Genomic DNA, 23,719 nt, shown 5'->3' on the forward strand with positions numbered 1-23,719 from the left:
TCTCCTTCGATACGGTTCGGCGACGACACGCCTGACTACTGTCTACACCGCGATCTCGGGCTTGTCCGAAGGGGGATGCCGGCGAGGCCACGGCACCGCCGCACCGGGCACGAGCGGCGGCACCGCCCCGGAGATCGTCGCCGAGCGGGCCGTCAGCGCCAGATGCGCCGCACCGGGTCGATCCACTCACCCACCTGGTCGTCGGTGACCAGTTCGTCGTGGGCCGCGGCCACTCCGACCGTCTCGATCGGCCCTCGCAGATGAGCCGCCCACGTCGTCTCGATCGGGGTCCGCGCGTCCATCTCGGTCGACGAGTAGACCAGCACGGCGGGCACGTCGACCGCGCCGACGGTCGGCTCGGTCAGCATCCGTTCACAGCGCGCATGCGATTCGAACGACGCCGCGAGATCGGCCTCGGAGAGCCCGACGATCGGCGATCCGGCGAGAGCGTCTCGGACCACGTCCGCCACCGGCGCGTCGGGATCGGCCCCGGCGACGGCGCGGACACGGCGATACGACTCGGCGACGCTGATCTGCTCCGCCTCGGCCGGATCGACGGCGTAGGCGTCGACGACGGTCAGCGAGGCGACCCGCTCGCCGCGACGATCGAGTTCCCGGGCCACGGCGAAGGCCAGGTGCCCGCCGTACGACCAGCCGAGCAGATCGTACGGGCCGCCTGCCTGGACGGTCTGGACGACGTCGGCGTACCGCCCGACGAGGTCGGCGAACGACGCGGGCTCCACCGCGTCGGGGACCGCTACGACGTCGGAGACGCCGACCAGACCCCATCCGGCGGGCAGACGATCGACGAGAGCCGCGTACGCCGCGACGAAGCCGAACGCTTCGTGGAAGCAGATCACCCGTCGACCGGAGTCCGACTCGACGAACTCGGTGACGGCGGGATGCATCGTCGCCGACTCGCGTGCCGACGTCGTCGCGAGGGCCGCGAGCGCCCGCGGGGTCCGCGCGGTGAACACGTCGCGCACCCGGATCGCGAATCCGCGGTCGCCGTCGTTGAGTCGGGCGGCGGCCTTCATCGCGATCAGCGAGTTCGCACCCGAATCGAACACGTCCGCCGTGACCGACACCGCGGGCACGCCGATCAGGTCCGCGAAGACGGAGCAGACGAACGTCTCGGTCTCGCCGACCGGCGCGACGATCTCGTCGGCGGCGAGCGCGACGTCGGGCAGTGCCGCGATGTCGAGTTTCCCGTTCACCGTCAGCGGCAGATCGTCGACGAGCCCGATCGCGGCCGGGACCATGTAGTCCGGCAGCACGTCACGCAGTCCGTCTCGGATCGCCCCCGCGTCGACGTCGGCCGTGTCGGGCACGGCGTAGCCGACGAGCGCCGGCATCCCGGACGGCGAGGTGACGACGCGTACCGCCGCACGACTGACCCCGGGGCGGCCCGCGATCGCATCCGCGACCTCGGCCGGCTCGATCCGGAATCCCCGGATCTTGACCTGCGCGTCCGATCGGCCGAGGTAGTCGAGGGTGCCGTCGTCCCGCCACCGCGCCACGTCGCCGGTCCGGTACATCCGTTCACCGCGGCCCCAGGGACACGCGACGAACCGTTCGGCGGTCAGCCCGGGCTGCCCCAGGTAGCCGCGCGCCGTACCCGCACCCGCCAGGTACAACTCCCCCGGCGTGCCTGGCGGGACGGGCGAGAGCCCGGCGTCGAGGACGTACGCCCGGGTGTTGTAGATCGGCGCACCGACACTCGACGTCGCGCTGTCGGCGAGGTCGGCGCCGAGCGCGTTGATCGTGTACTCGGTCGGTCCGTACAGGTTGTAGCCGGACACGCCCGGCGCCTCCCGCAACGCGGTCCACACCGCGTCGGGGACCGCTTCGCCGCCCAACGACACGAAGACGACGCCGGCGGCGTCCACGGCCGCCGACAGACCGGCCGCGCGCGGACGATCGAGCAGCCCGGCGTCCAGGAGCACCTGCCCGTAGGAGGGCGTGACGTCGAACCCGTCGACCGCGACGCGGTCGTAGTACGCGAGCAGTTCGTCCGGATCCTTGCGGAGGTCCTCGTCGATCACGTCGACACAGTGCCCGTCGAGCATCCAGAACAGTTGCTCCCACGACGCGTCGAACGAGAACGACGTGGTGTGCGCGATCCGCATCCGACGTCCGCCCTGTTCGGCGACGACCCGATCGAAGATCTTCGCGCGGTGGTTCACCAGCATGTTCGTCAATCCGCGGTAGCCGACGGCGACGCCCTTGGGACGACCGGTCGACCCCGAGGTGTAGATGACGTAGGCGAGGTTGTCCCCGGTGGCCCGGGGTGCCTCGTGCGCGGTCAGCTCCTCGTCGGCGAGTCCGGCGAGCTCGGTTCCGATCGCCGGGTCGTCGAGGTCGATCACCCGGGCGCGTCCGTCCCCGACGCCCGCGGGCAGAAGTGCCCGGGTCCCCACGACCACTTCGGGGTCCGCGGTCTCGATCATGTAGGCGATCCGGTCCGGCGGATAGTCGGCGTCGACGGGGACGTAGGCGGCTCCGGCCGCGAAGCAGGCGAACATCGCGAGCACCATCCGCTCGTCGCGCGGCAGGAGAAGCACCACGCGCCGCTCCGGTCCGGCGCCGCGCGAGACGAGGAGTCGGGCGAGACGGTTCACCCGCGCGGACATCTGCGCGAACGTCAGCGTGGTGGAACCGGCGACGAGCGCCGTCGCGTCCGGGGTCCGCGCCGCCTGCCGGGTGAACAGATCGGCGATCGTCACGTCCGGGATCGCGCACGCCGTGTCGTTCCACGTGCGCAGGACGAGCTCCTGCTCGTCGCGGGTCGCGACGCCGATCCGGGCGACGGTCGCGTCGAGGTCGGCGGTCATCGCGCCGAGGACGTCGACGTAGCGATCGGTGAGCAGTCGCGCCTGCGCGGCGTCGAGGACGTCCGACCGGTAGGCGCAGCGCAGGGCGATGCGCTGGGCGGGGTCGGCGGCGAACGACACCGGATAGTGGGTGGCGTCGTTGACAGCTCGTCCCACGACGTCGAGACCGCCGTACCGTCGTCCTTCGACGCTGGCCGGAACGTTCTGGATGATGAAGAGGGTGTCGAAGAGCGTCGCGACACCGATGTCGTCGCCGATCACGGTGAGGCCGACGTGGTCGGCGTCGAGCACGTCGATCCACGAGTCCTGCTGAGCCCGGACCTGCTCGGCCACGGTCCGCACCCCCGACAGGTCCACGCGTACCGGCACCGTGTTGAACAGGAGGCCGACGACGCGGTCGGATCCCGCGACGTCCGCGGGTCGCCCGGACACCGTCGTGCCGAACACGACGTCGGTGCGGCCGGTGAGGCGTCCGAGGGTGACACCCCACGCGGTCTGCAGGAAGGTGCTGACCGTGACGCCCGCGGCGGCGGCCGCACGCCGGACGCGATCGCTGGTCTCCTCGTCGAGGATCCGATGATGATCGGCCGCGGCACGCGCGTCCGGCTGCGACGCCATCGCCTCCGGATACAGGACGGTCGGCTCGTCGACGCCCGACAGATAGCGTCTCCAGGCGGACCGCGCCGCGGCCTCGTCCCGGCCGCCGAGCCACTCGAGGCATCCGCGCATCGAGGCGGGCGATTCGAGTTCGTCGCCCGCGTAGATCGCGAACAGGTCGTCGAGGAGACGTCCTATCGACCAGCCGTCCATCAGCACGTGCTCGAAGGAGAACACGACGAGCCAGTCCGCACCGGCGGGCACCAGCGCGAATCGGATCAACGGCGCCTGTTCGGCGCGGAACGGGGCGAACCGTTCGGCGGCCAGAATCGCTTCGGCGCCGTCGCGGTCGACGTCGTCGGGACCGTACACGGTGATCGGCACGTCGATCGTCTCCGCGATCACGGCGACCGATCGACCGGACACGGTCGCGAACGCGGCCCGCAGGCTCGGATGGCGCGCGACGACGAGTCGGATGGCCTCGCTCATCGCCGCGACGTCGAGGCGCCCGCGGACGGTCACCACCGACTGCGACGCGTACAGGTCGGTCTCCCCGGCGTCGCCCGCGACCCGCAGATGGAACAGCAGTCCCTCGCCCAGCGCGGTCACCGGCCACACGTCCTCGACCGGACCGAACTCGGCGTCGAGCCGCTCCCGATCGCGCGCGGACAGGCGGACCAGATCGCGACGTGTCGACTCGCGGCGCGCCGCCGCCGCCCGGTCGAGGTGCACGGGCCCGGTCCGGTCGATGTCGCCGGGCGACGGCGGACCGTCGGCGAGGGCGGACAGGATCGCCGCGGCGTCGACGTCGACGTCGTAGTCGTGGATCAACGCCACGCGGACCTGCCGTCCGTCGGCGCCGATCGTCACCGTGACGTCCGCACGGTGACCGCCGACGCCCGTGGCCGTCGAGGCCCGACGATCGTCGTGGACCGCCTCGACGACGGTGTCCGTGTGGTGCACGCGGACCAGGACCGCGGCATCCGGTACGTCCGCGAACAGTCCCTGCGCGTGAACGCTGTGGTCGCGGAGCAGCGTGTAGTCGCCGATCTCGGCGAGCGGCGGCAGCTCGACTCCGGCGTCGTCGGCGACGAGCGCCGGGTAACGCCACACGAGGTCGCCCGGCGTGAACGACGTCTCGTCGTCGTGGCGGGCGGACTCCTCGACGTCGACGATCGCGACGTCGCCGAGGTCGACGCCTGCCGCGCGAAGGGCACGCACGGTGGCCGCGACGGCCGCGGCCGTTCCGGTTCCGCCCGGGAGCTGGGCCCGCGTCGCACTGGCGCGGATCGGCCCGCGGGCGGCGTCGGCGGGTTCGTCCGCGTCCATCGCCTCCTCGACGAAGTCGATCCAGTGTCCGTCGGTGAGCAGATCGTCTGATTCGGCGCGTGCGCCGGCGGCGGCCCACCACCGATCGACGGATCCGAGTCGCACGACGGCGTCCGGTTCGTCGAGCAGCGCGCCGACCACGGCGGCCGCGGCGTCGAATCGGCGCGGGTCGGCACCGTCTCCGAGAAGATCGAGGCGGGTCACCGCTGCGCCGTCGGCGAGCACGCGTGCGCCCCCGTCCGCGCGGACGGTGTCGTCGTCGAAGGCGCCGACCGAGTGGTGGACGGTGACGGCCGACAGCCGGTCGGCGGTCCGTCCGGCCCGAGTGTTCGACCCGTCGGCCTCGACGAGACCCCATGTACGCAGCACCGCGTCGAGAACGACGTCGAGATCACGGCCTTCGGCCGCGGGCACGGTTCGGTTCGCCGCCCAGACGCCGCGCCCGCCGGCGACGGCTTCGAGCACCGGCGCGACGGGTGCGTCGCCCGCGCGACGTGCGAGGGCCACCGCCCGGTCCATCGGGAGGTCCGGGGCGGCTCCGATGACGGCCACGACGCCCGCGGTGAGCGCGACCAGCGTGTCCACGGTCTCCTCGTCGAACAGCCCCTCGGGCACGTCGACACCGATCTCCCACGATCCGTCCGGTTGTTCACTGAGTGAGGCGACCACATCGGCGATCGCCTCGCGGTCGACTCCGGCGATCCCGCGTGCGGCGCCGTACGCCGACTCGGCGATCGGGGTGAGTCGATGCGCCCCGACCGACACCGACGTCGGTGCGGCGTCGTCGAGGTGGGCGACCATCACCTGGAAGATCGGTGAGACGCCGTTCGGCCGCGGCGGATTGACCCGGTCGACGACGTCGCCGAACGGCACGTGGCGACGCTCGAATGCGGCGAGTGTCTCGGTGCGGATCCGGTCGGCGGCGGCGCGGAACGACGGACGCGCGGTCACATCGCTGCGCAGGACGACGGTGTTGACGAAGTAGCCGACGGTGTCGGCGAACGCTTCGTCGTCGCGCAGGGAGACCGGGGTCCCCAGCGCCACCCGCGGGCCCGCGCCGAGGGCGTCGAGCGCGGCGGCCACCGCGTACTGGAGGACCATCAGCGGCGTCGTCCGGACACCGGCCGCCGTCGATCGGACGGCCGCGACGGTGTCCGCCGACAGCGCCGCGCCGCGGTAGACGACCGGGGCGCCCGTCTCTCGACCGGCCCCGTCCGCTGCGTACGGCAGGTCGGCGACTGTCGGGAACGCGTCGAAGGCGGCCGCGGCCGCCGACAGATCGGCGTCCCCGCCCTGGTCCCGCCGCCACTGCGCGTACTCGGTGTACTGCGCGGGTCGCGGCCCCCACGCCGGGGCGTTCCCGTCGGCGGCCGCCGCGTAGGCGGTCCCGAGGTCGGCGTAGATCAGCGGTGTGGAGGTCTCGTCGGTGACGGCATGGTGCAGCGAGACGACGAGGACGTCGACGGTCTCGGTGCGCAGCAGCCGTACTCGGATCGGGAGGTCGGCGGTCAGGTCGGTGTGCGTCGCGCGCAGCGCGGTGATGCGGTCGGCGACGTCGTGGTCGGCGACGTCGGCGATGTCGACCACCGCGTCGATCGCGGGATCGTCGATCGGGGTGACGCGCTGCCAGAGGTCGTCGCCGTCCCAGTCGAGAACGGTGCGGAGCACGTCGTGTCGGGCGAGCAGTGCTCGCACGGCGCCGCGCAGGGCATCGGGATCGAGTCTGCCGTCGACGTGCCAGACTCCGTGGTTCTCGTACGCGGCTCCCTCGTCCATCTGAGCCAGGAGCCACAGCGCGCGTTGGCCGTCCGTCGCGGGCGCCCGCGACATCTCGGCGCCGGTGGCGGCCGGGCCGCCGGTCTCTCGGACGTCGCCGTCGCGGGTGTCGACGGTTCGGCCGAGGAGTTCGGCGAGGTCCGCGACCGTCGGTCGTTCGAAGACGTCGCGGACGCTGAGTCGACGGCCGGTGGCGCGGCCGATCGCCGAGACGAGGCGGGTCGCGACGAGCGAGTGCCCGCCGAGCGCGAAGAAGTCGCCGTCGCGGGCGGGCGCGGGGGCGTCGAGCACATCGCCCATCGCGGCGGCGACCGCCTCCTCGAACGGGCCCCGCGGCGCCTCGCCGGTCGCGACCGCGTCGTCTGCGACCGCCTCGAACGGAGGCAGCGACCGTCGGTCGATCTTGCCCGCGGCCGAGTAGCCGAACTCGTCGATCACCGCGATCGCGGAGGGGACCAGATGCGCGGGCGGCGTCATCGCACGCACCGCGGCGAGGATCCGCGGTCCGTCGAGAGCGCTCGCGGCGGTGACGTAGGCGACCAGGCGGGTCGTCGCACCGGAGCCGACCGTCGTCGCGACCGCGGCCCGGACTCCGTCGACCGCGGTCAACAACGTCTCGACCTCTCCGGGTTCGACGCGCATGCCGCGGAGTTTGAGTTGGAAGTCGTCGCGTCCGATGAACTCGAGCGATCCCGAACCGTTCCAGCGGACGAGATCGCCGGTGCGGTACAGCCGTGCGCCGTCGCCGAACGGATCGGCGACGAACCGGTCCGCGGTGAGGCCGCGGGCTCCCAGGTAGCCGCGCGCCAGCGGGCGCCCACCGATGTAGAGTTCGCCGACCACTCCCGGCGCCACCGGCCGCAGCGACGTGTCGAGGACGTACACCCCGGTCCCCGGGATCGGTGTGCCGATCGGCACGGGGCCGTCGCGGTGACCGTCGAGGTCGGCGGCGGTCATCTCGACGGCGGCCTCCGCGGGCCCGTACGTGTTCCACAGGTGGACGTCCCACGCCTCGGCGACGTCGACGACGAGGTCGGGGCGCACGGCTTCGCCGCCCGCCGACAGTATCGGGCGGCGCCCGTCGATCGGGCCGAGTCGCACGCCGGCGTCGAGCATCGCGGAGATCATCGACGGCACGAGTTCGACGAAGGCGATCCGCTGGTCGGCGATCACCGCGCCGAGTTCGACGGGATCCCGCTCGGCTCCCGGCTTCGGCAGGACGACGGTCGCGCCGTACGCCAACGGCCACAGGATCTCCGGGACGAACGGGTCGAACGCGGGCGAGGTCTTCTGCAGGAGCCGGTCGCCGGGTGCGAGCGCGAACGTCGCCTGCCGCCACGCGACGGTGTTGGCGATCGCCGAGTGCGGTACGACGACGCCCTTGGGCACGCCGGTCGAGCCGGAGGTGAACGTGACGTAGCAGGCGTGGTCGCCGCGGACCGACGCGCGGCGTTCGACGTCGTCGATCGGGCGGCCGGACTGCTCGTGCGGCGGGAGTCCCGCCGACGGGTCGAGCACCAGTACCGGATCGGCGACGTCGACGATCGCCGCCAGGCGGTCGGCGCCCTGCGCCGGATCGACGGGGACGAATGCGGCGCCGGCGGCCGTGACCGCCATGATCGCGACGATCGTGTCGACGGTCCGGTCGGCCACCACCACGATCCGGTCGTCGGGTCCGGCCCCGACCGCGATCAGGTGGCGGGCGAGCGCGTTGGCTCGGCGCGCGAGGACCGCGTAGTCGATCTGCTCGCCGGTCCGGGCGACGAGCACCGCGTGGTCGTCAGGCATACGCGCGGCGACGGCGTCGAGTGCGCCCACGAGAGTGTCGGGGACGTCGGTCTGCGGGCCGTGCGCCCAGGTGCGGGTGACGAGTTCGAGGTCCCGGCCGCCGACGGCGGGCAGATCGCCGACGCGGGTCGAGGGGTCGGTGGCGAGTGCGCGCACGACGCTCCGCCACTGCGCCGCGATCCGCTCGACGGTGGTCCGGTCGAAGAGCTCGACGGCGTAGTCGATGCGGACGGCCAGCCGTTCGCCGTCGTCGAGGACGGTCGTCGACAGATCGAACTGGACTCGATCGGCGCCATGGTCCACTGCCGATGTCGCCAGCCCGGCGAACCGCGGTGTGTCGCCCGGAGCGCGGTAGGCGATCATGTTCTGGAACAACGGATTCCGCGCCAGCGATCGGGCGGGCGCGAGCTCGTCGACGAGCCTTTCGAACGGGGTCGACTGGTCGGCCAACGCATCCAGGTCGACGTCGCGGACGTCTGCGACGATCTCGCCCAGCGTGGCCGAGGGCTCGATCGCGGTGCGCAGCACCAGGGTGTTCACGAACAGTCCGACGAGGTCGGCGACGGCGTCGTCGACGCGACCGGCGACCGGTGTGCCGAGGACGATGTCCTCACCCGCTCCGAGTTGGGCGAGTGTCACCGCCGTCGCAACGTGCGACAGCACGAACATCGATGCGCCCGTGCGCCGGGCCAGTGCGCGCAGGCCGGACGTCTGCGCGGCGTCTACGGTGAACGCGACGGTCGCGCCCTCCTGGTCGGGGACCGCCGGACGCGGGCGGTCGCGCGGGGTCGGCAGTTCGTCGGGCGCCCCCGCCAGTCGCCTGGTCCACCGCTCGAGTGCGTCGTCGGCGGTCGGTGCGGCGGCGTAGTCGACGTACTGGATCGGCAGCGGCCGACGGTCGGGGCCGCGACCGCCGCACCGGGCGTCGTAGGCAGTGGACAGGTCCGCGAACAGCACCGGAGCGGACCACTCGTCGGCGGCGATGTGGTGCACGGCCGCCACGATCACACTGTGTCCGTCGGCGCCGCGGACCAGGCTGAGTCGAATCGGGATCCGGGCGGCGATGTCGAAGGCGTGCGCGCCGGCGGCGGCCACCGCCGCGCCCGCGGGTTCGTCGGCCCGCGCGAGGTCGACGGCCGTCGGGTCCGCCACGTCGACGTCGACGACGTCGATCCCGCGGTCGGCCTCGTCGATCTCGTCGACGGCCAGCACGCGCTGCCAGGCCGGGGTCGCATCGTCGGCGGGCACGTAGACGGTGCGCAGGATCTCGTGCCGGTCCAGGACGTCGCCGAACGCCGCCCGCAGGGCGTCCGCGTCGAGGGCCGCGGGGACGGCCAGGGCGAAGCGGATGGTGTAGACCGGATCCGGTCCCCCGAGTTCGTGCAGGAACCACATGCGTTCCTGCGCCGCGGACAGCTGCGGTCGCTCCGGACGGTCGACGAGCGGGGCGAGGGCGCTCACCCGGTGACCGTCGGCCAGGAGTTCGTCGATCCGGGCGGCGAGGTCGCCGAGGACCGGGTGGTCGAACACCTCGCGGATGCCGATCGCCACGCCGAGCTCACGGGTCAGCCGCGCGGTCAGGCGCGCGGCCGTCAACGAGTGACCGCCGAGGGCGAGGAGGTCGTCGCCCATTCCCGGCCGCGGCACGTCGAGCAGATCCGTGACCGCGGCGGCCACGGCCGTCTCGACAGCGGTCGCCGGAGCCCGGTACTCGCTCGCGTGCACCGCCGACACCGGCAGCGCGGCGAGCGCGCGACGATCGATCTTGCCGTTAGGCGAGAGCGGGATCGCGTCGATCTCGGTCACAGCGGTCGGCACGAGATGTGCGGGGAGCACGGCGCCGAGGCGCCGCCGCAGGTCGGCGAGATCGAACGGCTCGGTCTCGACCGGGTCGGCGACGACGAACGCCGCGAGAGCGTCCGACGCGCCGATCCGCACCACGGTGACCGCGGCGGCGGCCACCCCGGGCTGGGCGACGAGCGCCGCTTCCACTTCGCCGGGCTCCACGCGGAGTCCGCGAACAGAGAGTTGGCCGTCGGCGCGCCCGTCGTAGACCAGCGCGCCCGCGGGGTCGCGGTGGACGAGATCTCCCGTCCGGTACAGGCGCTCTCCGGTGCCTTCGGGATCGGCGACGAAGCGGCTCGCCGTCTCGCCCGCGACACCCGGATAGCCGCGCGCGAGTTGCGGTCCGGCGACGTACAACTCGCCGACCACGCCGTCGGCCACCGGGCGCAGCCATCCGTCCAGGACCGAGACGCGGGTTCCGGGCACGGCAGCGCCGATCGGGACGGTTCCGGCCGTCCCGACGGTGTCCGCGTCGACGGTGTGGACGGTCACGTCGCCGACCACCTCCGACGATCCGTACGAGTTGGTCAGCCGAGATCCGGGTCGCAGCGCGAGGAGTCGGGCGGCGACATCGGTGCGGAGCGCTTCACCGCTGGCCACCCATTCGTCCGGCGTCCGCCGACCGGTCAGATCGTCGGCGAGCGCTTCGAGCAGGGCGGGAACGGCGCCGAACCGATCGACCCCGCGAGTGTTCAGTGTCTCGGCGAGCGCCGCCGGCGACCGGCGCTCATCGGCGTCGGCGACGACGAGCGGTGTCGAGGTCGCCACGGCCGTCAGGATCTCGGTGAGGCCGTCGACGAAGCTGGGCGAGCTCTTCGCGATGCGGACGCGATCGTCCGAGCCGGTGCGACGATCCCAGGACAACCGTGCGGCCAGTCCGCGCTGTGTGGCCAGCACCGGTTTCGGGCGTCCGGTGGATCCGGAGGTGAACAGGAGGTAGGCGCCGTGGTCGGGCGACGGCACCGGCGGGACGGCGGGCTCGGCCCGCTCGGGAGCGTCGACGTCGAGGACGCTCGCCGGGCAGTCGGCGAACAGGTCCACGGTGGCCGCGGAGGCGACGGCGACCTGCGGTCGGCCGACGGCGATCATGGCGGCGATCCGGTCGATCGGATAGTCGGGGTCGATCGGCATCGGGACGGCGCCCGCTCGAATCACCGCGAGCAGCGCTGTGACCAGTGCCGTTCGCCGTTCCAGGGCGATCGCCACCGGAACGTCCGGTCCGGCGCCCGCCGCGACCAGACGCGCGGCGAGGGCGTCGACTCCGGTCCACAGCTCGCCGCGGGTCACCGTCGCGTCCGGTCCTTCGACGGCGGGGGCCGCGGGATCGGCCGACGCCTGCGCGCGGGCCGCGGCGAACACCGCGTCGACGGTCTCCGGCGCATCGAGGCGGCGGATCGGATTCACGGTCGGGTCCGTCGGGACGATTTCGGCGAGTCGGGTGTCTCCTCCGCGCGCGAATGCGGCGAGGACCCTCGACAGGACGGCGGGCGCCTGTGCGGCGACCGGTCCGGCGGACCGGTCGAGTTCGACGGCGACGTCGAGTTCGCCGGTCGGTTCCGGGGTGACGGTCAGCACCACCGGATAGTCCGTCTCGTTCCGGCCAGGCGTGATCTCCAGCTCCAGGCCGGACGCCTCGCCGAGCGCGACGAGCGCGGCGTCGTCGAGCGGATAGTTCTCGAAGACCACCAGGCTGTCGAAGAGTTCGCCGTGTCCGAGCCTCGCCTGCAGGTCGTGCAGTGCGACGTGGTGGGCCGACAGGAGTCCGGCCTGTTCCACCGACACCGCATGCAACAGTGAGGCGACGGTCGTCGACGGATCGAGGCGCACGCGCACCGGGACCGTGTTGATGAACAGGCCGACCGTCGATTCGACGTCGGGGAGTTCGGCCGGGCGGCCCGACACCACGCTGCCGAACACGACGTCGTCGGAGCCGGTGAGGGCCGATGCGGTGAGCGCCCACGCCGACTGCACGAGCGTGTTGAGGGTGACCCCGGCCTCGCGGGCGAGGGCGGTCAGCCGGGAGTGAGCGGCGACGTCGAGCCGTTCGCGCACGGTGACCGGCTCCCGAGGTCCGGCCGTGGGTTCGGCGAGGCGGGTCGGTCGTGGCAGTGCGTCGAGATACTCGACCCATCGGTCGATCGCGGCGGGGTCCGCCGACGCGAGCCACGAGACGTACGACCGATAGCTCGGTGCGGGTGCGAGCGTCTGTCCCGCGTAGAGCCGGAGCAGATCGCCGACCACGATCGGCGTCGACCAGCCGTCCCAGATCAGATGGTGGTTGGTGATCAGCAGGCGGTGGCGGCCCGTGCCGAGGACCGCGACGGTGAAGCGGACGAGTGGCGGTCGCCCGACGGCGAATCCGCGGCGGTGATCGGCGTCGACGATGCCGGTCCACGACGCCTCCGGGTCGGTCGCCGACCGCAGGTCGACCACCTCGACGTCCGGCTCCACGCGATCGAGGACCATCACGACGGGTTCGCCCGAGGCCCGCTGCCGGAACGCCCCGCGCAGTGCCGGGTGGCGGTCGGCCAGGGCCGTGGCCGCGGCGCGCAGACGCTCGACGTCGAGGTCGCCGCGCAGGTCCACGCTCAGCTGCACCACGTAGGGGTCCACGGCGCCGTCGGTGCTGCGCGCGAGGTAGTAGAGCCCCTGCTGCAGAGGAGACATCGGCCACAGGTCGACGACCTTCGGCGCGGCGATGGCGGTGGTGGTCACAGATCCTCCAGATCGAAGTCGACGAGGTCGTCGAGCTCGGCTTGCGAGATGGTCACGAGGGTGTCCGACGGGGTGAGGCCGCCGGAGTCGTCGGCCGACAGGTGTGCGACGAGCGCGTCGGCCGCCCGCTGCCAGGCGTCGACGAACGCGTCGAACTCCGCGGCCCGAACGCTTCGGGCGGCGCGCCAGTGCGCCCGCAGGCGTGGTCCGTCGGGCCGCTCGACGAGCTCCGCGTCGAGCTGAATGCGATGGCTCAGCTCCAGGTCGGGCGCCATCGACTCCGCGATCGCGGCGACGTCGGTGCTCGCGGCGGCGACCCGCCAGGCGGAGGTCGGGCCCCGGCCCCCCTTCTCGTCGTCGCCCACCCCGCCGGACTCGGCGCCGAGGTAGTTCACCAGGACGCGGGCCGGTGCGTGTGCGGGCAGCCCGGCGCCGTTGTGCTCGACGCCGAGTCGGGCCTCCTTCACCGCGCGCAGCAGTCCCGCGGGCGATTCGTCGGAGTCGACCGCTCGCAGCGGGATCACCGTGGTGAACCAGCCGACGGTCCGCGACAGGTCCCAGTCGCCGTGCGCGCGACCGTGGTCCTCGACGTCGGCCTCCAGGGGTTCTCCGCTCGCGGCGAGCGCGGCGAGCACCGCCGCGACCAGCGCGTCCTGTGCGGTCGCGCGATAGGTCTGGGCGGGTCGGTTCACCAGGACGTCGGTCGGCCCGGGATCGAGTTCCACGATCCGCTCGCGGGCGGTGCCGAACGTGTCGGTCGACGGTTCGGAGTCGTCAGCCGGGATCGGGTCCTCTTCGCGGCCGGCGAGGGCGGGCCGCAGCTCGGTCATCCACTCCCGATACGACGTCGGCGCGGGCTCGGGCTCCTCGCCCGCAGTCAGTGCGTTCAGATCGTCGAGCAGGACCCGCCAGGAGTAGGCGTCCACCACGAGGTGGTGGGCCACCAGGAGGAGGCGTCCGCCGTCCGCGGACGGCCACCAGTGCGCGACGAGCATGATGCCGCGCGACGGGTCGAGTGATGCGAACGCGGTGTCCAGCGCGGCCTCGACGAGGTCGGTGCTCGGCTCGTCGACGCGATCGCCGACGGTCAGCGGCACCGGGTGGACCGGATGGTCGGGTATGTCGAGGGCCCCATCGTCCACGAGTCGCGCACCGAGCACCTCGTGCGTCGAGGCGAGGTCGGCGAGCGCCTCGCGGACGGCGGCGGCGGTGGTGCCGGTAGGCGCGATCAGCAGACGCGACTGCACGAATCGCTCGACGCCCGCGCGGCGCACCGCCGCCCGCGCGATCGGCGACGCTGGTGCGCGGCCGTGGCGTTCGACGGTGGAGGCGGATCTGCGCGTCCCGGCGACCCGGACGCGGGAGGCGATGGCGGCCACCGTCCGCGCCTCGAACACGTCGCGGGGGTCGAGCTCCATTCCGGCGGCGCGGGCTCGCGCGACGAGCCGGATGGAGACGATGCTGTCGCCGCCGAGCGCGAAGAAGTCGTCGTCCACCGAGACCGCGGTGCCCAGCACGTCGGCGACGACGTCGACGAGGACCTGCTCGACGGGAGTCCGCGGTGCGCGCCCGCCGGTGCTCGCCGCGATCTGCGGTTCGGGGAGCGCCCGGCGATCGATCTTGCCGTTCGGCGTCACCGGCAGGGCGTCGAGGATCATCAAGTGGGTCGGCACCATGTATGCGGGGAGTGTCGCCTCCGCGCGCGTCCGGATCGAGTCCGCGGTGATGTCGTCGCCGGTCAGGTAGCCGACGAGTTGTGCGCCGTGTCCGAGGTCGTGCGCGACGACGACGCACGTGTGCACGCCGTCGAGCGCGGCGAGTGCCGTCTCCACGTCGCCGGGCTCGATGCGCTGGCCGCGGATCTTCACCTGGAAGTCGCTGCGGCCGACGTAGTGGAGTTCTCCCGCGGCGTCGCGGTGGACGAGGTCGCCGGTGCGGTACAGGCGTCGACCGCCGCCGGTCGGATCGGCGACGAACCGGGCGGCGGTCAGCGCCGAGCGTCCGGCGTAACCGCGTGCGATCTGGACGCCGCCGAGGTACAGCTCGCCGACCACTCCGCGCGGCACCGGCCGCAGCCACTGGTCGAGGATGTGCAGTGCGGTCCCGGCGACCGGTGAGCCGATCGGAACCGGCCCGTCGCCGTCGTCCACCCGGCAGGCGGTGACGTCGACGGCCGCCTCGGTCGGACCGTACAGATTGTGCAGGTCCGCGCCGCGGCGCCGTGCGGCCGTCGCGACCGGACGCGGCAGCGCCTCACCGCTGCACAGCACGCGCATCCCGTCGAGGACGTCGGCGCCCGGATCGAGCAGGAACGCGGCCAGCATGGTGGGGACGAAGTGCGCGGTGGTCACCCCGTGTCGGGCGAAGGCTGCGGCGAGTCGCGTGGCGTCCCGATGGGCGTCCGGTGCGATCACGAGGGTGGCCGCACCCGCGAGCGCGGGCCAGAACAGCTCCCACACCGACACGTCGAACGTCGACGGGGTCTTCTGCACCACGACGTCCGCGGGGGAGAGACGGTAGGTCTGCTGTGCCCAGCGGAGTCGGTTCGCCGCGGCCGCGTGCGAGACGACCACGCCTTTCGGCCGGCCCGTCGATCCGGAGGTGAACAGCACGTACATCGGGTGGTCGGCGCGCAGCCGGGCGATGCGCTCGGTGTCGGTGATCGGTCCGGCGGGCCGGCGGCCGATCCGGTCGACGGTCTCGGCTCGGTCGAGTTCGCCGACGCGCACCCCGCGCGCCGCGATCGCGGACGCGAGGTCGGGGTCGGCCAGTATCCGGCTCCAGGTCAGCACGTGTGTGGCACCGGCGTCGTCGAGCATTCCGCCGATCCGTTCGGCCGGGAAGTCGGGGTCGACGGGAAGGTACGCGCCGCCTGCACAGACGACTGCCCACACCGCGCGGAGAAGGTCGCCGCTGCGCGGCAGCATCACGGCGACCACGCTCTCGGGGCCGACGCCGTCCGCGATCAGATCACGCGCCAGACGCGTGATCTCGTCGGAGTGTTCGGCGAACGACGTCACGGCGCCGGTTCCGTGCACCGGGTCGTCGACGATCACCGCGCGGTGCCGCGCGTTCTCGGCGACGGCGTCGGCGAACAGGTCCGCCACAGTGCGCCCGTCGCTCAGTGCCGGCCCGCCGGTCGACGGCGGATCTCCGGCCGCGATCGGGATCGCCCGGGTGGCGGCGTCGGGCCGCTCGGCGAGCGCGGCGACCGCGGACACCAGTCCGTCCAGGAGCGCACGCGCCGTCGACGGATCGACTCCGTCGTGATGTTTGAGGATGATCCGAATGGTCGGGCCGGGGATGACGATCACGGTCACCGGGTATCCGGTGGAGTCGCGGACGCCGGTCATGGCGATTCCGCCCGGGAGCTCCTCGTCGGTGTAGTTCTCGAATACGAGCAGGGTGTCGAACAGGTCGGATTCACCGACGGCTCGGTGGATCGCGGGCAGGGCGACGTGATGGATGTCGGCGGTCGCCGCCTGTTCGGTCTGCACCCGCCTGCACAACTCGGCGACCGACTCCGTCGGATGCAGCGCGATCCGCACCGGCACGGTGTTGATGAGCAGACCGATCATCGACTCGATGCCGTCGGCGTCCACATCCCGACCCGACACCGAGGTGCCGAAGACGACGTCGCTCGATCCGGTGCGGGACGCGAGGACCGCGGCCCACGCGGTCTGGAACACGGTGTTCAGCGTCAGTCCGCCCGCGCGGGCGGCCGCGACGATCGAATCGGACCGGTCGGCGCCGATCACGGTCTCGACGTCGCTCGATCCGGCCGTCGACGCTCCATCGGGCACGAGGCGGGTCGGCGTCGACCCGGCGAGGACGGTGCGCCACCGGTCCGCGTCGGCGGCCACCCGCGCGGGATCGGTGGTCCGCGCGTGCAGGGCGCGCAGATACGCGGTCATATCGCGGCCCGCACCGGTGTCGACCGTGTCATCGGCGCCGGTGTACCCGTCGAAGAGTTCGCGGAGCAGAAGCGGGGACGACCAGCCGTCGAGGATCAGATGGTGGTGGGTCACCAGGATGCGAGAGCCGCCGCCGGGGACGTCGGCCACGGTCAGCCGCAGCAGCGGCGGCACGTCGAGTGCGAAGCCGCGGTGTCGGTCCTCGTCGATCAGGCTCTCCCAGGCGGTGTCGAGGTCCGCGCCGTTCGCGGCGAGGTCGACGTGGACGACCGGGACGTCGACGCTCGTCGGGACCACCGCGACCGGCACCCCGGCGTCGGTGGTCGCCATCGCGGCGCCGAGGTGGGGATGCCGTGCCACGAGTCGATTCGCGGCGCGCCGCAGCCGCGCGGGGTCGATGCGTTCGGGCGAGACGAGCAGCATCTGCACCACGTAGCGGTCGTCGGCGTCCGCGGCGAAGGTCGCCTCGAACAGCAACCCCTGCTGGAGGGGCGTCGTTGGCAGGACGTCGCCGATCGCGTGGTCGAGGGCTATCCGATCGAGGTCGTCGACGGTGACGTCGGCGACCACATCGGACGGGGTCGGTCCGCGCAGACGCCCGACCCGATGCTCGGCCACGATCTCACGCAGCGCTGTCCGCCAGCCGTCGGCGAGGACGCCGATCGCGTGTGCGTGGACGGCGTCCGTCGCGAACCGCCACTGCGCGGTCAGTTCGCCGGATGCGGTGACGGCCGCATTGATCTGCAGGTGGTGGGTCAGGGGCATGTCGGGATCGGAGCTCACGCCGAGCGCACCGACGCCGTCGCGGCCGGGGGCGGGCATCCCCGACCAGTCGGCCGCGGTGTCTCCGCCGCCGTCGCCGAATCGTCCGAGGTAGTTGACGAGGATCTGCCGGGCGGGTCGATCCGCGAGACCGCTGTCCGGCCGGTGCTCGGACAGCGGACCGAAGCCGACGCCGCGGTCGACGAGAGCGCGGATCTGCTCCTTCACATTCTTGACGAGACGGTCCGCCGTCGTCGCCCCCGCGCGAACCAGGCGCACCGGGTGGATCGTCGTGAACCAGCCGACGGTGCGGGACAGGTCGGCGTCGGCGCCGAGCAGCCCCGCTCGGGGCTCGCGGCCGTGCCCCTCCATGTCGATCACGACGGTCTCGGCGTCGAGCGCGCGCAGGAGTGCGGCGGCGATCAGATCCCCGACGGTTCCGGAGACTGCCGTCGCCGCGGCCGCCAGCGCGGCCGTGTCGTCGGGGTCGAGGACGACGGTGAGATCGGTCGCGGCTCCCACGGTGTCGCGGGCGACGTCGAGCGCACGGGCGTCGAGCATCCCGTCCCACGGCTCGACGGTGTCCCGCCAGAACGGGATCTGCTCGTCGAGCGCCCCGCGGACCGCCGCGTCGCGGAGTGCGGCGCTCCACGCCCGCATCGGTATCGGTTCGGCCGCGACGACGGGTTCACGGCCCGCCGCGATCTGGTCGCAGGCATCGCGCAGATCGTCGACGAGCACGGACCACGACACTGCGTCGACGGCCAGATGGTGGACCACGATCAGGGCGGCGGGCGTCCGCACCGTCGGCGACGGTGCGATGTGGACGAACCGCGCGAGGACTCCGGACCGCGGGTCGAGGGCGCGGTAGCCGCGCTCCCCGATCTCCACGGGCGATCCGCTGTCCGTGCCGATCCATCGGTACAGGCCAGTCTCGTCGATCGGCGGGATCTCCAGGCTCTGGCCGACCCGCATCCGCAGGGTCGGGTGCGCGCGGATCACCGCGCGCGCCGCGGAACCGAACGTCTCGGCGTCGACGTCGGCGGGCAGCCGCAGCATCATCGACTGCCCGTATCCGCTGGTCCACGGCCCGTCGGCGTCGAGCACCTCGGCCATGATCGGCGTCGGCTCCACCGCACCGACGGCGTCGAACTCGGGGACGGGGGCGGCGGTGTCGGCGGTCCGGGCCAGTCGGGCGAGCCGGGTGAGGGTTCCGGCGGCGAACACGTCGCCCGTGGTGAGGATCAGTCCGTCTCGGCGGCATCGCGAGACGAGCCGCAGTGCGGCGATGCTGTCCCCGCCCAGACCGAAGAAGTCGGCGGAGAGGTCGGTGACCGGACTCCCGAGGAGCTCTTCGACGCGATCGGCGACGACGGACTCCGCCGGTGTCCACGTCCGGCGATCGGCCGCGGGCTCGTCCGGGGACGACTGCTCGAGTTCGGCGAGCGCGCGTCGGTCCAGCTTTCCGCTGGGGGTGAGCGGGAGGACGTCGACGACGGTGACCGTCGCGGGCCGCAGGTGTGCGGGGGCGACGTCCGCGATCCGCGCGCGCACGTCGACGGCCCGCAGCTCGACGCCGCGGCGAGGAGCGACGAATGCGGAGAGCACGTGCTCCGCGGCGCGCCGCTGCGCGAGGACCGCGACCGCGGCGACCCCGTCGATCGCGGCGAGGAGCGCCTCGACCTCGCCCGGCTCCACCCGATGTCCCCGGATCTTGACCTGGTCGTCGTTGCGGGAGACGAAGGTAAGGCTCGCGTACGCGTCCCGGGTGTCGGGGCCGCGGCGGACGAGGTCCCCGGTCCGGTACAGGCGGTCGCCCGACGGACTGTACGGGTCGGCGACGAAACGCGCCGCCGTCAGCTCCGGGCGGCCGACGTAGCCGCGAGCGAGTTGGACTCCACCGAGGTACAGCTCGCCGACCTCGCCCGGTGCCACGGGTCGCAGCCACGCGTCCAGGACATGGGCGGTCGTGTTCGGGATCGGCGCCCCGATGGGCACTCCGGTGCCGTCCACGGCGTCCGTCACGCGCTCCGCCGTCACCTCGACCGCGGCCTCCGCGGGTCCGTAGGTGTTGACCACGTCGCAGCCCCACTCGGTGCGCAGTCGCTGGGCGAGCGCGGTGTCGAGCGCCTCACCGCCCGCCGAGACGGTGCGGATCGACCCCGGCGCAGGCCCCGATCCCGTCTCGAGCAGCACGGCGATCACCGACGGCACGAGTTCGACGAAGTCGACGCGGGTGCGGGACAGGAAGTCCGCGAACCGGTCGAGGTCGCGGTCGATGCCCGGGGGACACAGGACGATCCGCCCGCCGACGACGAGCGGCCACAGGATCTCCGGCACGAACGGGTCGAATCCCGGTGACGTCTTCTGCAGCAGTCGCTCGCCCGGCGCGAGGCCGAACTCCGACTGCCGCCACCAGATCAGGTTCTCGATGGCACGGTGCGAGACCGCCACCCCCTTGGGACGGCCCGTCGACCCCGAGGTGAAGATCAGGTAGGCCGCGTTGTCCGGTGCCACCGTCGGGCGCGATCGGCGCGGCGGTCCGTCGAGCTCGCCGACATCGGTCGCGATCGGCCCCGCGGCGTCGCGGACCCGGTTCGGCGTCGCGGCGTCGACGAGGACCAGCCGGGGCCGGGCGTCGTCGAGGATCGTCGCGATGCGGTCGGCCGGATACTCGGGGTCGATCGGCGCGACGACGCCGCCCGCGAGCAGGACGCCGACGATCGCTTCGACGAGCCGCCGACCGCGCGGTATCGCGACCGCGACGACCGTCTCGGGCCCCACGCCCTCGTCCAGAAGGCCCGCGGCGATCGACTCGGCGGCGGCGAGGACCTCGGCGAACGTCACCGAGCCGTCGACCGATTCGACGGCGACGGCGTGCGGGGTCCGCTGTGCGGCGTCGACGATCTGCGACCCGATGTCCGTGCCGGGCGCCAGATCGGGGTCGACCGGTCCGCCGATCGTCGGATGCTCTCGACGTGCGAGGGCCGAGCATCGCCGTCCGGACCCGCTCGCAAACGCGTCCACGAACGCCGCGAGGTCGTCGGCGACGCGGTCCAGGCGGGTCTCGTCGTATCGGTCGGCGTCCGCGTCGAGGAGCAGTGTCAGCACGTCATCGGCCCGTTCGACGGTGACGGACAGGTCGTCCACCGGCCCGCGGGCGAACGACACGGTGCGTCCGGCCACTCCGCCGAAACGGTAGTCGGCACCCGCCGGTTTGACGTTGACCCACAGTCCCGATCGCAGGCCTTCGCCGCGAGTACGCGCATGCGGACGTATCCGGGCCACGGTGTCGGCGACGTGCGCGGTCGCCGAGACGGGGGTGCACCCCGGCCCCAGCCGCAACGGCAGCGGCAGCACGTTGACGGTCGTGGTCGGGACGCTGAGCGCGGCGGACCGCATGCGGCCGGCGAACGGCAGCCCGATGGTGACGTCGGTGCGCGCCATCACCGACGAGGCGTGCGCGGACACGGCGGCGATCACCGCTTCGACCCAGGTGGCGCCCGCGTCGGCACCGACCGCGGACAGACCCGCCGCGTCGACCGTGCGCGTCGCCGACCGGATGCGGGACGCCGCGCCGGAACGATGCAGGCTCCCGCCGATCGTCGCCGCCGCGTCGTCGTCGACGTCGGCGAGCAGCTCCGACCAGAACTCGCCGTCGGACACCGCGTCGTCGGAGGCCAGGTAGCGGTGTTCTTCGGCGACGACGGCGTCGACCGGGCCGTACCGACCGCGAGCGGTCTCGGCCGAGTGCTCGTGGATCTGGGCCGCGCGTCGGCCGATGAGCCCGAGCGCGTGCGCGTCGACGACGATGTGGTGGGCGCGGACCGCGAGCATCACGCCGGCCGTCCCGAGGTCGAGGGCGATCGCCTCGAAGCACGCGTCCACCGCGGGATCGATGGGGCGGGGCCACCAGCTCGCGACGAAGTCGACGGCGGCGGCGGCCGGATCGGCCTCACCGCTCAGATCGCGGATCTCGATCCCGTCGACGGTGTGCGCACCGAGTTCGCACGCCACGTCGTCGTCGACGAGCGTGAAACGGGCCGACAGCATGGGCGCCTCGCCGATGGCGCGCGCGAACGCGTCGCGGACCGCCGACACGCCGCCCTCGGGCGCGGCCGGCAGCACCCACGCGTCGGCGACCACGTGGCTGACGCTCGATGCGTCGACCAGCGAGGCGCTCAGCCATACGCCGCGCTGAGCACCGGTGACGGGGAGGACGATGTCGGGTCGAGTCGTCGGGGACGGGGCGACACCGTTCATGGTGGTGACTCCTGGGGTGTGGATGATTCAGGCGAGCGTGTAGACCGTCTCGCCGCAATAGATGTGCTGTGCCGCCGCGACGGTCAGTCCGGCCCGCTCGAACAGGGCGCGATGCTCGGCGTCGGTGCGGAAACCGGAACCGTAGACGGCGAGGTTCCTCAGATCGGCCATCGTGTCGTGGTCGCTGATCTGGCTCTCCTGCATCGGCTCCTCGACGACGATGAGCCGGGCTCCGACGCCGCCGAGTCGGCGGAGCAGGTGCACCGCGTCGGCATCGGGGTTCTTGTCCATCATCGACACCAGCAGGATGCCGTCCGCGTCCGGCAGTTCCTCGAAGACCGACTGTCCGACGAACGCGATGCGCTCGAACAGCGGGTCGGCGGTGATCGTGTCCCCGAGGTCGGCGCGAATGTGCTCGATCTGCGCGGGCATGCCGACCACGGTGATCCGAAGGTCGGGGAACGTCTGTGCCAGCTGCGTCGCGTAGGTCGTGGCGCCGTCGGCGTGCACGAGGACGTGCCCGAGACCGTCGAACACGTCGGTCGTCACCAGGGTGGGCGCGATGTAGTTCGCGAACTCGTCGGCGTCGGCGAAGTACCGGCGTCCAGACGTGTGCGAACCGAGGAGCTCTCGATACCCGACACCGAACATGTCCCGGTACACCGACCCGCCGGTGCGGACCGCGTCGGCGAGCCCGAACAGCGCTCGCTCGGCCAGCGACTCCGGACTCGCAAGATCGAGGTCCTTGGCGTAGTAGTCGTCGGTCAGCTGTTCGCCCAGATTCGTCAGACGGTAGTCGTCGCCCTCGATCTCGACGAGGTCCGCGGTGATGAGGTACCTCAGGAACTTGCCGAGCGCGGCGGCGTCGGTTCCGGTCGCCGCGGCGAGCGCGTCCAGGCGGGTGACTCCGCGCGACAGCTGCTCGGGGACGTCGAGGGTCACCGCGACGCGCAGGGCGATCGGCGGGAGGAGCTCGCACATCTCGTGGAACTTGTCCTCGGCCCATTCCTCGGAGGCGTCCGGCAGCGCCGGGTCGTCGGCGAGCGTCGGCACGGTCTCGGTGCGCCAGTAGCCCGCGACCTCGAGGTGGTTCTTCGGCAGTCCGCGATCGTCGACGAGGTGCCTGCGGATCGGCTTGAGGCTCAATGTCTCGCCCGCGATCCAGGCGTAGACCACCCCGGCGGGCCAGTCCAGGCCGGTGATCTCGTCGAGCATGAGGGTGGTGGAGCCGCCCGGTGCGCCGTCGCGGACCAGCCAGCGCAGGTCGACCTCCGGCCCGGGTGTCAGATCCTGTCGGTCCGCCGCATCCCCGACCTCGATGATCACGGTCGCGGCCTGACCGGTCGGGTGCTCCTCGATCCAGCGGCCGATCGCGGGCAGCGCGGTCTCGTCGCCGACGATCAGCATGTGGTCGATGCTCTCCGGGTGCGCGTCGGTCACATGCGGTCCGACGATGTGCGCGCGGTCTCCGACACCGCAGCGGACCGCCCAGGTGGATGCGATCCCGGTGCCGTGACGGACGAAGTCGACGACGAGTCGCGCCGCCTCACGATCCCAGTATCGGACGGTGTACGCGCGGACCATCGGCCTGCGGTCCTGCGGATGGATCAGTTCACCGTCGCCCTGCACCGGCAGTGCCGCCTCGCTCTCCCCCGGCGCGGGGAAGACGAAGCGCACGGCGTCGTCGAACTCGTCGCTGCGGAACTCCGGAACGTCGATCCCGTCGCCGGTCGTGTAGCCGCGCAGGTGGTCGCCGCCGAACACGATCCGCCGCATCCCCGGGGTGACGTCGTAGGCGTCGACCACCTCGATCTCGCGGATGGCGGGACTGTAGAAGGACTTCTGTCGGACGGTGCGTGGCATGGGCGTGTTCCTCGTGCGGGCTGGGCGAACGTG

The 23,719-nt window shown here is 72.7% G+C and carries 4 protein-coding genes; all 4 read right to left on the reverse strand.

Translation table 11 applies throughout. The annotated features are described in order from the left end of the window. Nucleotides 1-42 precede the first annotated feature (42 nt). The 4 genes from BKA16_RS02505 to BKA16_RS02520 are packed head-to-tail and all read right to left on the reverse strand — an operon-like array spanning nt 43 to nt 23,686. The gene (locus BKA16_RS02505; protein ID WP_183369136.1) at nt 43-186 is read right to left on the reverse strand and encodes a hypothetical protein; all 144 of its coding nucleotides are present in this window, start codon (nt 184-186) and stop codon (nt 43-45) included. Then, nucleotides 153-12,884, reverse strand: coding sequence for a non-ribosomal peptide synthetase (locus tag BKA16_RS02510; RefSeq protein WP_183369138.1), 12,732 nt, complete (start codon nt 12,882-12,884; stop codon nt 153-155). Before BKA16_RS02510 ends, BKA16_RS02505 begins: the two co-directional genes overlap by 34 nt. After that, nucleotides 12,881-21,823: a non-ribosomal peptide synthetase gene (locus tag BKA16_RS02515; RefSeq protein ID WP_183369140.1), complete on the reverse strand. Its 8,943-nt coding sequence runs from the start codon at nt 21,821-21,823 to the stop codon at nt 12,881-12,883. The genes BKA16_RS02510 and BKA16_RS02515 overlap by 4 nt, the downstream gene beginning before the upstream one ends. A gap of 27 nt (nt 21,824-21,850) precedes the next feature. Further along, nucleotides 21,851-23,686, reverse strand: a complete 1,836-nt coding sequence (locus BKA16_RS02520; protein WP_183369142.1) for a siderophore-interacting protein — start codon at nt 23,684-23,686, stop codon at nt 21,851-21,853. Nucleotides 23,687-23,719: the final 33 nt, after the last annotated feature.

The sequence above is a fragment of the Gordonia humi genome, from assembly GCF_014197435.1.
GTDB lineage: Bacteria > Actinomycetota > Actinomycetes > Mycobacteriales > Mycobacteriaceae > Gordonia > Gordonia humi.